Source organism: Microbispora sp. H10670, assembly GCF_014161385.1.
In the GTDB taxonomy this organism is placed as follows: Bacteria; Actinomycetota; Actinomycetes; order Streptosporangiales; family Streptosporangiaceae; genus Microbispora; species Microbispora triticiradicis.
In genome coordinates this window covers 60623-74662 of sequence record NZ_JABBWW010000026.1, presented here as the reverse complement: position 1 = coordinate 74662, position 14040 = coordinate 60623, and the positions used below count along the sequence as shown (strand labels likewise).

The 14040-nt window shown below is 73.1% G+C and carries 11 protein-coding genes; 7 read left to right on the top strand and 4 right to left on the bottom strand.

What is annotated here, in order from left to right:
* Positions 1–380: 380 nt before the first annotated feature.
* Positions 381–968 (top strand): flavin reductase family protein, encoded by a 588-nt coding sequence (locus HHX33_RS28530; protein ID WP_182877300.1) that lies wholly within the window; start codon positions 381–383, stop codon positions 966–968.
* 203 nt (positions 969–1171) lie between these two features.
* Here HHX33_RS28530 and HHX33_RS37455 read toward each other — a convergent pair whose 3' ends face one another.
* The 3 genes from HHX33_RS37455 to HHX33_RS28515 form a co-directional block, all read right to left on the bottom strand.
* On the bottom strand, positions 1172–2383 hold the full coding sequence (locus HHX33_RS37455; protein ID WP_310741565.1) for an ABC transporter permease: 1212 nt from the start codon (positions 2381–2383) through the stop codon (positions 1172–1174).
* Positions 2384–2396: 13 nt separating this feature from the next.
* The gene (locus HHX33_RS28520) at positions 2397–5132 is read right to left on the bottom strand and encodes an alpha/beta fold hydrolase (protein ID WP_220502312.1); all 2736 of its coding nucleotides are present in this window, start codon (positions 5130–5132) and stop codon (positions 2397–2399) included.
* A 103-nt stretch (positions 5133–5235) separates the two neighbouring features.
* Entirely contained in the window at positions 5236–6639 is a 1404-nt protein-coding gene (locus HHX33_RS28515) for an alpha/beta hydrolase family protein (protein WP_182877298.1), read from the bottom strand.
* A 181-nt stretch (positions 6640–6820) separates the two neighbouring features.
* Between HHX33_RS28515 and HHX33_RS28510 the strand changes: the two genes are divergently transcribed.
* From HHX33_RS28510 to HHX33_RS28485, 6 genes are all read left to right on the top strand, one after another.
* Complete coding sequence (locus HHX33_RS28510) at positions 6821–7528, top strand: tryptophan 2,3-dioxygenase family protein (RefSeq protein ID WP_182877297.1); 708 nt, start codon at positions 6821–6823, stop codon at positions 7526–7528.
* Positions 7525–8766, top strand: a complete 1242-nt coding sequence (locus HHX33_RS28505; protein ID WP_220502311.1) for an aminotransferase class V-fold PLP-dependent enzyme — start codon at positions 7525–7527, stop codon at positions 8764–8766. The genes HHX33_RS28510 and HHX33_RS28505 overlap by 4 nt, the downstream gene beginning before the upstream one ends.
* Positions 8753–10126 carry a hypothetical protein gene (locus HHX33_RS37450; protein WP_220502310.1) on the top strand — a complete coding sequence of 458 codons (1374 nt, stop codon included), beginning with the start codon at positions 8753–8755 and terminating at the stop codon, positions 10124–10126. Before HHX33_RS28505 ends, HHX33_RS37450 begins: the two co-directional genes overlap by 14 nt.
* Entirely contained in the window at positions 10123–11730 is a 1608-nt protein-coding gene (locus HHX33_RS28495) for an FAD-dependent monooxygenase (RefSeq protein WP_220502309.1), read from the top strand. Before HHX33_RS37450 ends, HHX33_RS28495 begins: the two co-directional genes overlap by 4 nt.
* A gap of 93 nt (positions 11731–11823) precedes the next feature.
* A complete protein-coding gene (locus HHX33_RS28490; protein ID WP_111701505.1) occupies positions 11824–12222 on the top strand; it encodes a Rieske (2Fe-2S) protein in 399 nt (132 codons plus the stop codon).
* Position 12223: 1 nt separating this feature from the next.
* Complete coding sequence (locus HHX33_RS28485; protein ID WP_182877296.1) at positions 12224–13000, top strand: cyclase family protein; 777 nt, start codon at positions 12224–12226, stop codon at positions 12998–13000.
* A gap of 43 nt (positions 13001–13043) precedes the next feature.
* On the opposite strand, the gene HHX33_RS37445 is transcribed toward HHX33_RS28485, so the two are convergent.
* Entirely contained in the window at positions 13044–14000 is a 957-nt protein-coding gene (locus HHX33_RS37445) for a GNAT family N-acetyltransferase (protein WP_182877295.1), read from the bottom strand.
* Between the last annotated feature and the right edge of the window lie 40 nt (positions 14001–14040).

The following is a 14040-nucleotide window of genomic DNA, read 5'->3' as shown; positions in this document are numbered from 1 at the left end:
CGCCGAGTTCGCCGGTTCTGAGGGAGCGGGTGGCGCAGGAAGCCTCCGCGGGTTCGATGTCATGACGCGATCTCCTCGACTGGACGCTTCCGGGTGGCACGTCCGGCCCACGCGCGGCAGGCGGCGGGCGGACCGGCGATGCAATTGCACCAGCGCCCAGGCTCGACGTGCTCTCGTGACGTTCTCGTCCCGCACTGCACTGCATTGCACTGCACAGCCCCGCCGCGCCCTGCGCTGGCCTGCGCTGCACCGGTCGGCTCGCGGCGGATGACGGCCTGATCGCGGGCGGGGTCTCGCGCCGGGGCCTGTGACCTGCGCGGAGGACGTCTCCCGCAGGGCGGCGAGAGCTGGATGATAGGCAGCCCCGTTACGGTCGGAGGGTGATCATTCGACGGGATGACCCGAGGACGACACCCCTGCCGGACATCGCCCCGTCGGTCGACGGCGACACCTTCCGCGAGGCGATGGCGCAGATGGCGGCACCGCTGACGGTGCTCACGTGCTACGCGCCGGACGGCCGGATGTGCGGCCTGACCGTGAACGCCGTGTGCTCGGTCTCCCTGTCTCCGCCCATGCTGCTCGTCTGCCTGAACCGGGCCAACCTGAGCCATGACGCCGTCGTCGGCGCGCGGGAGCTGTGCCTGCACGTGCTCGAACCCGGCCAGGAGGATCTGGCCCTGCGGTTCGCCTCACCCGTCGACAGGTTCCGCGGCCTGGACGTCCACCCCGGCATGGCGCCGGAGCTGACCGACGTACGGCTGCGCGTGAGCTGTGAGCCGGCCGGCGCGCTGGACGGCGGCGACCACACGATCCTGCTGGCCCGGGTCGTCCGCGTGGTCAGTCCGGACAGGCGCGACGGCGGCGGGCTCGTCTGGCACCGCCGGGGCGCCGCTCGCGTCTCGCCACTGCGCCGCCTCAACGACAGCATCGGAGAAGGGTTCGGCGAAGGGCTCGGCGCCACCGCCTGACGCTCCGCCTGACCGTTCCCCCAGGCGTCTTCCAAGCGTTTCCCAGTCGTCCTTCTTCTGACGCCCGCCTCTCAAGCCGCCCTCGAAAAGCGCCTTCAAAGGCGCCTCAGACGCTGCCTGTGGCGCCGTCCTTCGCGCCCGCCCCCGGTGCCCGCGTCGCACACCGTCCCTGAAGGCGTCTCTGACGCTGCCTCGCCTGGTGGTCAGGTCGTGATGTCCTTGCGGCTGAACCGGTAGGCGGCGAGCACGCCGAAGACCAGCGCGTACACCAGTGAGACCAGCAGGCCGTCGGCCATGCCGGTCACGTCGGCGTCGGTGGCGAACAGGCCGATCCACGCCCAGGCGTGGTGGGTGGGCAGCAGGTCGCGGAAGGACCCCAGTGCGGTGATCTGGTCCAGGATCTGGGAGAGCACCGACGCCAGCGCGGCGCCGCCGACCGCTCCGAGCGGGGCGTCGACGGTCACCGACAGCCAGAGCGCGAGGGCCCCCACCCAGGCGAGCTGCACCACGGTGTAGCCCACGGCGACCGCCAGCATGACCACGCTGCGGCCGAAGGGGACCGCGTCGCCGGCCGGGCTGGTCGCGTCGCCCGGGCCGTACCAGATCACGCCGGCGATCAGCGCCACCACGGGCAGCAGGCCGAGCGCGAGGAGGGAGAGCAGCGCGGCCGTCACGGCCTTCTGGCGCAGCAGCCGGAGCCGGGGCACGGGGATCGCCAGCAGGTATTTCAGGCTCGACCACGACGCCTCGCTCGCGACCGCGTCGCCGAAGAACAACGCGACCACGACCGGCAGCAGCAGCGAACCCGCCAGGTAGAGGGTGAAGACGACGAAGTTCGGGCCGCTCGTGACCGCGAGGTCGGCGTAGGTCACCGCGCTGCGCGCCGGGTCCTCCCCGCCGATCTCGAAGGCCGCGACCAGCACGAGCGGCAGCAGCGCGATCAGTGCGAAGACAAGCTGGGTGCGTCTGCGGCGCCACTGCCTGCGCAGCTCGACCAGGACGCGGAGGGTTCCCCGCGGCCGGTATCCCGCCGCCGCGCCGGTCCTGGCGTCCGCAGCACCCCCGATGTCCGCACCGGCCTCGCTGTCCGCGCCGACCGAAGCACCGGCCGAAGCACCGGTGGAGGCGCCGGTGGAGGCGCCGAGGTCCCCGCCCGCGCTCCGGCCGATGGTGTGGCCGGTGGTGTGGCCGGTGGTGTGGCCGATGCCCGTGCCCGGGCCGATGTTCTGGCCCGCGCTCCGGCCCGTGTCGCGGTCGGAGTTCTGGCCGAGGTCGCGGCCGGTGCGAGGGGCCGTGTTCTGGCCGGTCGTCGCCGCGTCTCCGTCGTACGGCGGCACGTCGCGGACCGGATCGCCCACGTCCTGCCTGGTCACATCCTGGCGGGTGGTCGTCGCCTCGCGTTCCGGAGCGGTCACCGGGTCACACTCCTCACGATTCCTCCTGGACGAGCCGCAGGAAGGCTTCCTCCAGCCGTTGCCGGGGTGCCACCCGGTCGACGGCCACGCCCGCGAGAACCAGCCGCTGCACGGTCTCCCCACGGGCGACGCCGTCGAGGTTGGCGTAAACGGTGCCCTCCTCGACGCGTACGTCGGAGACGCCGGGCACCGCGCGGAGCAGACCGGCGGCGACGTCGGGACGGTCCACGGCGAATCCGGTCTCCCCCGAGCCCGCCGTGATGGCGCCCACGGCGTCGTCGGCGATCACGCGGCCCCGGTGGATGACCACCACCCGGTTCGCGGTCTGCTCGACCTCCGCCAGCAGATGCGAGGAGACGAGCACCGTACGGCCGGTCGCGGCGTACCGCCGGAGCACCCCGCGCAGGTGGTGGATCTGCGGAGGGTCGAGACCGTTGGTGGGCTCGTCGAGCACCAGCAGGTCCGGCAGCCCCAGCATGGCCTGCGCGATGGCCAGCCGCTGCCGCATGCCCTGGCTGTAGGTGCGCACCCTGCGCTCCACGGCGTCGCCCAGGCCGGCGATGTCCAGCGCCTCGTCCAGCCGGGCCTCGGCGGCCGGCCGGCCGGTGGCCGCCCAGTAGAGGCGCAGGTTCTCGGCCCCCGACAGGTGCGGGAGGAAGCCGGCGCCCTCCACGAAGGCCCCGATCCGCGACAGCACCGGAGCGCCGGACGTGACCCGGTGCCCGAAGACCCGCACGGTGCCCGCCGTGGGCGTCACCAGCCCGAGCAGCATGCGCAGGGTCGTGGTCTTGCCCGCGCCGTTCGGCCCGAGCAGGCCGAGGACCTGGCCGCGCCCGACGCGGAAGGACAGTCCGTCCACCGCCTTCACCCCGCCGGGGTAGCTCTTCGTCAGCCCCTCGACCACCAGCGGGGTGCCGGCCAGCGCGGGATCGAAGTCGGGCTGCCGACGGCGCACGCCCGCGAGCACGCTCAGCAGCAGTCCCACACCGAGGACGGCGGCGATGCCGAGGAGTTTGCCGACCGGCCAGGCCGTCTCCATCGCCGTACCCGGCACGACGGGTGCCCGCAGCGCGCCGATCACCGCCACCCGGTAGACCGCCGGGGCGGACGACGGGCGGTACGTCTGGTCCGTGGTCGCCACGGTCAGCTCCAGCTCGTGCCCGCTCACCGCGGAGTGGACGATGCCGGGCAGGCTCACGTTCACCTCGACGGGGGATCCGTCGGCGGGCAGCGACGGCAGCCGGACGGCCGCGACCCCGTTTCCGGGCAGAGTCCTGGTCCCGTCCGGGCCCTTGTCGTACAGCTTGACGAACAGCGCGCCGTCCCCCGGCGCGCCGACGGCGGAGACCCGCAGCCGTACGGTGGGCACGCCCGCCACCAGCAGCGGCGCCTTCAGCGCGGCGGTGGAGAACTTCGCCGACTGCCCGGGCAGGTCCATGCCGACCATCGAGGCGAGCCACGGCGTGCGCGACAGGTAGCCGTTCAGGCCGGGGATGCCGCTCACGGCGGCCGGCTGGCCTCCCGGCGGGTTGACGATCGTCTGCTCGCCGCCGATGAGCTGGGCGGACCAGCCTCCGGTCGCGCCGGAGAGCAGGCCGGGGTAGGCGCGGGCCCGCACGGTGCGCACCGCCGCCGATCCGTCCGGCCGGATCGAGCCCTGCACCTGGTATTCGAAGGGACCGAAGGGATCGGTCCCCCGGCCGAGCAGCCGCAGGCGCAGCCAGTCCGCGATGCGCGCCCGAAGCGCGGCGTCGGGACGGTCGCCGTCGTGGCCGCCCGCGTACCACACCATCTGCACCGAGGTGCCCGCGCGGGCGATCTGGCGGGCGGTGGCGTCGGCGTGGTCGAGCCCGAAGAGCGTGTCCTGCTCACCCTGCACCAGCAGGGTCGGCGCGGTGATGCGGCCCACCACCGACGTGGGCGAGAGCCGGTGCAGCAGCCGCTCCAGCGCCGGGGTCGGCGTGCCCGTGGTGGCCAGTTCGGTGTAGGCGCGGCAGATCTCCGGCGTGAACCGGCCGCACTGGGGGGAGTCGCCGAACTGCCCGCCCCCGCCGCCCGGATCGCTGCCGAAGCCCATCGAGTACAGCCAGCCGGCCCACGAGCTCTTGAACACGCCGCCGGCGGCGAAGGCCGTCGCGGACGGCGTGGCCGCCGCCGGGGCACCGGCCGAGTTCGGCAGCAGCGCCTGCATCAGGTCGTTGTAGGTGATCACCGGGACGAGCGCGTCGATCCGGCGGTCGAGCCCGGCCAGCAGCAGGGACAGCGCTCCGCCGTACGACGCCCCGGAGACCGCCACCTTGGGGTCGCCGGGGCCGTCCTTGAGCACATCGGCCCTGCGGGCCAGCCGGTCGAGCAGCCGCCGCGCGTCGGCGACCTCCAGATCGGGGTCGTTCAGGCCGATCCGCCCGCCGCTGCGGCCGAAGCCGCGCGCCGTGTAGGTCTGCACGACGAACCCGGCCTCGGCCAGTTCGTAGGCCTCGGCGTCCACGCTGTGCTTGTCGCCGCCGAACCCGTGGGCCAGCAGGACCGCGGGCGCGGGGGTGCGCGTCGGCAGGTAGAGGCTGGTGTCCAGGCTCACCTGCCCGGACGCGCCGGGCCCGGCGGGAACCTCGACGAAGGCGCTCTCCACGCGCACTTCGGCGGGCCGCTGGGTGTGCAGGGTCAGGGCGGTCACGCCGAGCGCGGCGACGACGAGCGCGGTGACCCGGAATCGCGCCCGCTGCGGTTTCAGCCACCCGAGAAGTGCCACGGCTGCGACGCTAGACATACGGGTTATCACCTGGGTCTTAGGTCGTGCCCGACGGGTCGTGGACGGGATGTGCCAGATGTCCCCTGGTCGATGTCGTCAGGGGTCATCCGAACAACAGGCCCCAGTAGGCCGCCCAGGGCAGCAGCACCGCGCCGCCGCCGAGGAGCAGGCCCAGCCGTACGCGCTCCGCCCGGGTGATGTGCCGCCGGGCGCGCCACCATGCGGCCGCGACGAAGGCCATCGCGGCGACGGCGAGCAGGACGACCCCCCGGAGCGCCAGGTAGGGCACCACCACCCCGCCGACGGCGCCCGTACTCTGGGTGAGCAGGAGGGCGACGACGTAGCAGACGAGGCCGAGGGGGGCGAGCAGCCCGCAGACCGCCAGGAGGCGGGCGGTCCGGCGCATGCCCGGATCCCGCTCCGGCCCCTGCTGCGCCCCCTGGTCCGGCCCCTGGTCCGGTCCCCGCTCAGGCCCCCGCGCCGCGGCCCGGCGCCGCCGCCTCCGCCCGACGAGCCCGGCGCCCAGGTAGGCGGAGAACAGCACCGCCATCAGCAGCAGCGCGCCGCCCTGCGCCCAGGCGGACTCGTACCAGGTGTGCGGCTCGACGGGCAGGCTGGTCCGCTCCTGCGAGGGCGGCGCGTCGGACCGCCCGGCCGCCTTCGGGCTCTTCAGCCACGCCGTCACCAGGTCGTAGAACTCGGGGACGATCCAGGTCGTGCCGCGGGCGAGCGGATGGGTGGCCGAGGAGACGACCCGCATCGTGTAGTCGTGGTTGCCGCCCTGCTCCAACGCGTTCCGGACGACCGCCATCGACTCGGCGGGCGGGACGGTGTGGTCGTCCGCCCCCCACACGGCGAACACCGGCTGACGCACCCGGGTCAGCGCGGGCGCGGGATCGAAGGCGGCCTCGGGGAACTGCCCCAGACCCTCGGCCAGCCGGACGCCGTTGAGCGCGAGCGGGCCGGACACGCCGTCGTGCCGCAGCAGGTTGTCGAGGTGCCAGGCCGTCTGCCGGGCCGGCTGCACGCCGCTGGCCGCCAGCAGCACCACGAAACCGACCTCCGGCGAGCGCGCGGCCACCAGCGGCGCCACCCAGCCTCCCTCGCTGATGCCCCACAGCCCCACCCGATCCGGGTCGACGTCCGGGCGGGCGCGCAGCAGCCGCACCGCGGCCAGCGCGTCGTCGGCGAGCTGGGAATAGGACCGCTGCGTCGCCGAATATCCGGCCGTCCGCTTTTCGTAGACGAACGTCACGACGCCCGCCTCGACGAAGGGGGCGACCATCTTGTGCAGTTCCTCGCGCGGCAGCCAGCCGGACACGGAGACGAGCACCAGACCGGGACGCCGGTGGCCCGTCCCGGGAGGAGCGAAAACGGTGCCGTTCAATCGCGTTCCGTCGCTGGTGAACGTCACCTCCTCGGCTCCGGCCCGTCCCGGCGCGAGCGTGAGCGCGGCCGTCATCAGCAATACGCCGACAAGGCCCAGCAGTTTCCGGGCAGCAAACATGGATTCTCCCGTCCATTGTTTGTCGATTCGCCCTGCGGAAGAATTGACGGCCCGGCTGTGCCGGGTCTCCGATTCTCCGTACGCCCGCGCATAACCGGCAATTCACTGAGACCCGGATGATAGGACGTCCTCGTACCGTCGCCCCATGAATGTCGACGAGTGAGACATTGGGGTTCGCTACATGAAGGACTACTCCAAGCAGGTGCTCACCGGCGAGGGTGACACCGATTACGCGAGGTATATGCGGACCGATACCTTGCTGTCCTTGCAACGCGGCCCGGACGAGGTCGTGCACCGGGACGAGCTGCTCTTCCAGGTCGTGCACCAGACCACCGAACTGTGGCTGAAGCTCACCTGCGCCGACCTCGACGAGGCCGCGGAGCGCATCGGCGCGGAGGAGCTGGAGAGCGCCACGGGCCTGCTCGGCCGGGCGTCCCTGGGCATCGAGCTGGTGACCGGCCAGCTGGAGATGATGCGGCACCTGTCGCCGTGGGACTTCCAGCTGATCCGCACGGTGCTGGGGCACGGCTCGGGCGCGGACTCACCCGGCTGGCGGGCCATCCGGGGGTGCGGGCGCCGGCTCGAAGCGGCGTTCTCCGCCATGGTCCGGCGGCGCGGGCTCGACCTCGCCGAGCTGTACCGGAGCGGGCTCCACAGCCCCGAACACCGGCTGGCCGAGGCGCTCATCGAGTGGGACGAGCGCATCTCCCTGTGGCGCGTACGGCACTACAAGATGGCGACGCGGGTGATCGGGCATCAGGTCGTGGGCACCCAGGGGACCCCCGTGGACGTCCTGGCCAGCCTGATCAACTACAAGTTCTTCCCGGAGCTGTGGCAGCTGCGCGACGAGCTCACCCGCACCGGCCCCATGGCAGAGACCGCGTTATGAGCGCCACGAGCAGCGCCGCGGCGACGTTCCGGCGGCGCTTCCCGATGCTGGAACGCACCGTGCACCTGTCGAGTTGCAGCCTGGGCGCCCGCTCCACCGACCTCGACCACGCGCTGGGCCGGATGGCGGCGGACATGACCCTGGGGGCGGGCGCGTGGGAGCGGTTCTCGCGGCAGGTCGACCGGGCGCGCGCCCGGTTCGCCCGGCTCATCGGCGCCGACGCCGAGCGGGTGGCCGTGGTGCCCAACGCCTCCGTCGGGGCCTACCAGGTGGCCTCCACACTGGGCCGGCGGCGGGGACGGCACCGGATCGTGAGCAGCACGGCGGAGTTCCCGTCGATCTCCCACGTGTGGCTCGCGCAGGGCCGCGACGGCACGGAGGTCGTCCACGCCCCCTGTGCCGGGAAACCCGTGGACGAGACCGCCGACGGGTACGGCGACGACGGTGCCGGCGACGGTGCCGGCGACTGGGCCGGCGACTGTGTGGCCGACTACGCCGCGCTGATCGACGAGCGCACCCGGCTCGTGTCTGTGCCGCTGGTGACCTACGCCGAGGGCCGCGTCATGCCGGTCGCCGAGATCGCGGCGATCGCGCACGCCGCCGGTGCCCCGGTGTTCGTGGACGCCTACCAGGCCGTGGGGGTCCGGCCCGTACGGGTGGACGAACTCGGCTGCGACTTCCTGGTGGCCGGCACGATGAAGTACCTGCTCGGCCTGCCCGGCCTGGCCTTCCTCTACGTACGCGCGCCGGGGTCACTCGGCCTCGATCCCGTGCTGACCGGGTGGTTCGGGCGCGTCGATCCCTTCGCCTTCGACGTAAGCCTGCTGGACTTCCCCGCCGCGGCCACCCGGTTCGAGACCGGGACGCCCGCGGTGCCGGCGGCCTACGCGGCCAACGCGGGGTTCGACCTCGTCGAGCCGCTCGACCTCGCCGAGGTGCGCGACCACGTGCTGGCCCTGACCGACCTGGCCGCCGGCGGCCTGCGCGAACGGGGTGAACAGGTCGTCCTGCCGCCCCGGCGGACCCGCGGCGCGCACCTGTGCCTCTTCGACCCCGAGCCCGAGTCGCTGGCCCGGTTCCTCGCCGAACAGGGCGTCAGCGTAAGCCCACGCGGCCGGTATGTCCGGATCGCGTGTCATTTCTACAACGACGCCGGCGACGTCGCGGCTCTGTGCGCGGCCGTCTCGGCGTACCGAAGCAAGCATGGATCGTGCGGTGGTGTCCGTGTCCACAGCTGAGCTGAGCTCCTGGCTGCGCAATCCCGACCTGATGAAGTTCCCCTACGCCGCGGTGGTACGCGAGTATCACCACGTCGGCAAGCACTTCGTGCCCCCGGAACTGCTCCGGATGCTGGCGGAGGCGCGGACGCTGCTGCCGTCCTTGCACGGACCGTGGCCGCACGTCCACACGCTCGCCAGTTTCCTCGACACCGCCCTGGACAAACCCGACCAGCGCTACGACTACCCCACGTATCTGGCGCTGTCGCTGCTCCAGCTCCCCGGGCCGGACGACCCCCTGGAGCAGGCCCTCTTCGCGCGGCCGCGGTGCGACCGGCTGATCGCCCAGCTCGTGGCCGACGCGCTGGCCTTCGAGCTGGCCGCCCAGGACGGCCGTACGACGCTGCTGCCCCGCATGCGGCCGGACGCGGCCGTGGTCGGCAAGCGCTACCGGCACGGGCTGCGGGTGCTGCGGCCGGTGCTGGGCCGGATGGCGCTCGACTCGGGGCTGACCGAGGTGGGCCCCGCCGACCAGGCCCGCCAGGCGTGCGCGGCGGTCCGCGGCGACATGTCCTTCGCCGAGCGGCGGGCCATGAAGCTGAGCATCCTGCCCGTCGACACCATTCACGACGAGTACCTCTTCCTGCGCGTGCTCCAGGCGTTCGAGACCACCTTCGCGCTGCTGTCCACGCACCTGCGCGGCGCGATCGCGGCGCTGCGGCAGGGCGAGGTGGACCGGGCGGTGTACTTCCTCGACGGCTCCCGGACCGCGCTGGAGGAGTCGGGACCGCTGTTCTCGATGCTCGCCACCATGCAGGTCGAGGCGTTCCGCACCTTCCGCCAGTTCACCGAGGGCGCCAGCGCGATCCAGTCGCGCAACTACAAGCTGGTCGAGTCGCTGTGCAGCATGCCCGACCCGGGCCGGATCGACTCACAGGCGTACTTCTCGGTGCCGGACGTGCGCATGCGGGTGCTGGCCGGTCAGGAGACCCTCGACGAGGCCTGCGCCGCGCTGCTCGGCACCGGTGGCGTGCCCGAGCCGGACCGCGTACGGCTGGGCGCGGCGATGGAGTCCTTCGCGCGGACCCTCGCCCGCTGGCGCCAGACCCACTACCGGCTGGCCGTACGCATGCTGGGCGAGGCCTCCGGCACCGGATACACGCAGGGCACGCCCTACCTGGCGGCCGTCCGCGACCTGCCGGTGTTCCGCACTCTGCAGAACGGCGTGCCCGCCGGCGGCCTGCACGGCAACGGCGTGCACGCCAACGGCAACGGCAACGGGCTGCACGACAACGGCCTGCACGGCAACGGCGAGAACGGCCTGCACGCGGACGGCGAGGCCGTCCTGGAGGCCGACAAGGAGACGAGGAGGGCGCCGTGAGCGGAATCGAGGCACCGGTCGGCATCGTCGGCGCCGGGCCGGTGGGACTGGTCGCGGCGCTGCGGCTGGCCGGCCACGGAGTGCCGTGCGTGCTGCTGGAGGCGAACCCGCACCTGGTCAAGCAGGGGTCCAAGGCGTGCCTGATCCAGGGCGACGTCCTGGAGGTGCTGGACAAGTTCGGCTGCGCGGACCCGATCGCCGAGGAAGGCGTGACCTGGGACGTCGCCCGGACCTACGTGCGCAACCGGGAGATCAGGGCGGCTCGGTTTCCCCGCGGCCCCGGCTTCGGGCCGTTCGTCAACATCTCGCAGCACCGCATCGAGCAGATCCTGGTGCGGGCGGCGGAGACCGAGCCCCTCTGCGAGCTGCGGTGGGACCACGAGGTGACCGACGTGCGCCAGGACGAGGACGGGGTCACCGTCCGCGTGCGCACCGGCACGGGTGAGCGGGAGCTCGCCTTCTCCTACCTCGTCGCCTGCGACGGCGTGCGCAGCCGGCTCCGGGAGCTGATGGGCGTCCGGTGGACCGGCTACACCCATCGCGACCGGTTCCTGATCACCGACATCAAGGCCAAGCTGCCGCTGGCGCAGGAGCGGCACTTCCACTACGACCCGCACTTCAACCCCGGCCGGCAGCTCGTCATGCACCCGCAGCCGCACGACATCTGGCGCATCGACTGGCAGTTGCCGCCGGACGCCGACATCGACGCCGAGCGCGCCGACGGCCGGTTCGACCAGCGGGTCAGGGCGGTCATCGGCGACATTCCGTACGAGGTGGACTGGGTCAGCACCTACCGCTTCCACCAGCGGGTGGTCGAGCGGCTCCGGGTGGGCCGGGTGCTGTTCGCCGGCGACGCGGCGCACGCGCTGCCGCCGTACGGCTCGCGCGGCATGAACAGCGGCATCCAGGACGCCGACAACCTCGCCTGGAAGCTCGCGCTCGTCCTGTCCGGTCGCGGCGGCGAGGAACTGCTGGAGAGCTACCACACCGAGCGGTACGCCGCCGCGCTGGAGAACCTGCGGGTGACCGAGGCGACCATCCGCTTCATGGTGCCGCCCAACCTGGTCAGGCGCTGGACCCGCGCGGCGCTGCTGCGCCTGTCGCGCATCCTCGGCCTCGCCCGCCGCCACGTCAACAGCGGCAAGATGGCCGAGCCCTACACCTACACCGACTCCCCCATCGTCGAACGCGGACACCCGCTGCTGGGAGCGTTCGCGCCCGACGGCGAGGTCACCGTGGACGGCGTGCCGACCCGGCTGCGCCGGCTTCTCGGCGCGGGCTTCACCGGCCTGGTCTTCGCGCCCGGCGTGGCCGAGGCGCTCCCGGTCGTCGAGGCCGCGCGGGCCCGGCCGTGGGACCTCCCCGCCCGCCTCGTGATCGTGGTCCCCCCGGACGCCCCGGCGGCCGCGGCGCCCGCCGGGACCACCCTCGCCCGGGCCACCGGGGCGGCGCTGCCGGAGACGTACGGCGGGCTGGACCAGCCGGTGTGGTGGCTGGCCCGGCCCGACGGCCACCTGTCCGCCACCGGTGGGTCCGGCGAGCGGTTCGCGGCCGCACTGCGCGCCTCGGCGTCCGCCGGCGAGCTTTCGCTCGCGAAGGGCTGACCGCCCCCTCCTCTCACCTGTCCTCCCACCCGTCCTCCCGACCAGGTCCGATTCCTCCCCGCCGGAGGCGGGGTTCTTCCCCGGAGGTAACCGATGAGCCCTACCTACAGCCGACGCGCCGTACTCGCGGGGACGGGCGCGGCCGCCGCGGCCGCCGCGCTCTCCGGGTGCGAGGTCGCCCGTACGGCGGACGCGCCGCCGAGCGGCACCTCCCTCGGCCGGACCGGCGACGTGCCCGTCGGCGGCGGGCACGTGCTCTCCGACCTCGACGTCGTGGTGACGCAGCCGGAGGCCGGCACCTTCAAGGCGTTCTCCGCGCTGTGCACCCACCGCGGCTGCCGGGTGGACGAGGTGTCGGACGGCGAGATCGTCTGCCCCTGCCACGTCAGCAGGTTCGCCATCACCGACGGATCGGTCACCTTCGGCCCGGCGGACCAGCCACTGCCCGCCTTCAAGCTGAAGGTGTCCGGCGACGAGATCGTGGTGGCCTGACATGGGGCTGCTCACCGAGCTCGTCCACGCGATGCGCCGCGGCGTCGTCGAGGTCGTCGACCTGACCGCCCCTCTCTCCGAGCAGACGCCGATCATCAAGCTGCCGCCGGAGCGGGGCCAGCCGTGGCCGTTCTCCCGCGAGGTCATCAGCGACTACGACGCCGCCGGGCCCACCGTCTACTGGAACAACATCCGCCTGTCCGAGCACACCGGCACGCACTTCGACGCGCCCGTGCACTGGTTGTCGGGCAAGGGCACCCACGACGTGTCGGAGGTGCCGCCCGGGCGTCTCGTGGGGCCGGCCGTCGTGCTCGACTTCACCGCGGAGGCGGCGGGCGATCCCGACTTCCTGCTGCGCCGCGAGCACGTCGAGCGCTGGCAGGAGAGCCACGGCGAGCTTCCGGAGGGTGGCTGGCTGCTCTACCGCACCGGCTGGGACGCCCGCCGCGAGGACCCCGCGCGGTTCCTCAACGAGGGGCACACGCCCGGCGTCGCGCCGGAGTGCGCGCGCTGGCTGGCCGAGCAGACCCCGGTCATCGGCATCGGCGTGGAGACCGTGGGCACCGACGCCGGCCTCGCGGGAGAGTTCACGGACCGTCCGTACCCCTGTCACTGGTACTTCCACGGCGCGGGGAAGTACGGCCTGACGCAGTTGCGCAACCTCTCCCTGCTGCCGCCCACCGGCGCCGTGCTGATGGTGGGGCCGCTGCCCATCGTGGGCGGCTCGGGCAGCCCCACCAGGGCGCTCGCCCTGGTGGAGCATCAGGGACCGGCCTGACGGCGCTCCCGCAAGGGACCAGGCGAGGGGGCCGGACGGGGATTCAGCCGATCCGCACCAGGCCGACGCCGGTGAGGAACGGCGCCCGGTACGGCCCCAGGTCCTGCTCCGGGTCGGTGGTGTCCTCGCCGGTCAGCACGTCCAGGCGCAGCGGGGTGTCGAAGGTGATCTCGCCAGCTCCCGCGTCGTCGGCGATGGCGTAAGAGATCAGCAGCGACGGCTCGGTGAGCGTGTCCAGGCGGAGCACCCGGGTGGCCTCGTCGGGGTCGTCCATCGTGCCGAACAACCGCGCCGGGATCGGGGTGAAGCCCAGCCGGCTCTTGAAGCGGAACAGCCCCGGCTTGGCGATGTGGCCGTAGAGCGCGGGGTCGGTGCCCAGGGACACGCTCCGGTACCCCAGCTCGCGGGCCTTCGCGAACACCCGCATGTACATCGCGCGGACGATGCGGTGCTGCCGGCTGTCCTGGGTCGTCGTCACGAACCGGATCACCACCGTCGAGGCGTCGGCGCGCTTGCGGCACATGCAGCACCCCACGAGCGTGTCGTCCTCGAACGCCTGGACGGCGAAGTAGTCCTCGCGCATGCCGAGGATCTCCTCGCGCTCCATGCTCGCGTACGGCACGCCGTGCCGCATGCCGCCGATGTGCGGCTCGTACAGCTTGAGGAAGTCGTCGAAGACGAGGTCGTCCACCGGGTCGGCCACGTCCATCCGGACGTCGCGCCCGGCCGCGTAGCGCAACCCGAGACGCACGTTGCGCCGCTCCTGCACCGACAGCCGGCTCAGGAACTCCTCCTCCGACGCGGCGACCGGGGCCATCCACGTGATCCACGAGGGGTGGACGGCGAAACCCGCGGCGCGCAGCCGCGGCCACGACTCCGGGGGCGGGTCCACGACCCGGACCAGGTCCAGCTCGCCCCGGTGGCGCTCCCAGTCACCGTTCTCGGCTTCGCCGACGTCGACCAGCCCAATCGTCAGGCCGTTCACCGTCTCGATCTTCACTGTCTCCTCCTGGGCCGGTCGTGACCGTCCCGCCGGGCCG

Excerpts from the sequence above, each read along its gene's own strand:
- HHX33_RS28515 (WP_182877298.1), bottom strand. The coding sequence starts at position 6,639 with ATGTTTGCTGCCCGGAAACTGCTGGGCCTTGTCGGCGTATTGCTGATG.
- HHX33_RS28510 (WP_182877297.1), top strand. The coding sequence starts at position 6,821 with ATGAAGGACTACTCCAAGCAGGTGCTCACCGGCGAGGGTGACACCGAT.
- HHX33_RS28505 (WP_220502311.1), top strand. The coding sequence starts at position 7,525 with ATGAGCGCCACGAGCAGCGCCGCGGCGACGTTCCGGCGGCGCTTCCCG.
- HHX33_RS28490 (WP_111701505.1), top strand. The coding sequence starts at position 11,824 with ATGAGCCCTACCTACAGCCGACGCGCCGTACTCGCGGGGACGGGCGCG.
- HHX33_RS28485 (WP_182877296.1), top strand. The coding sequence starts at position 12,224 with ATGGGGCTGCTCACCGAGCTCGTCCACGCGATGCGCCGCGGCGTCGTC.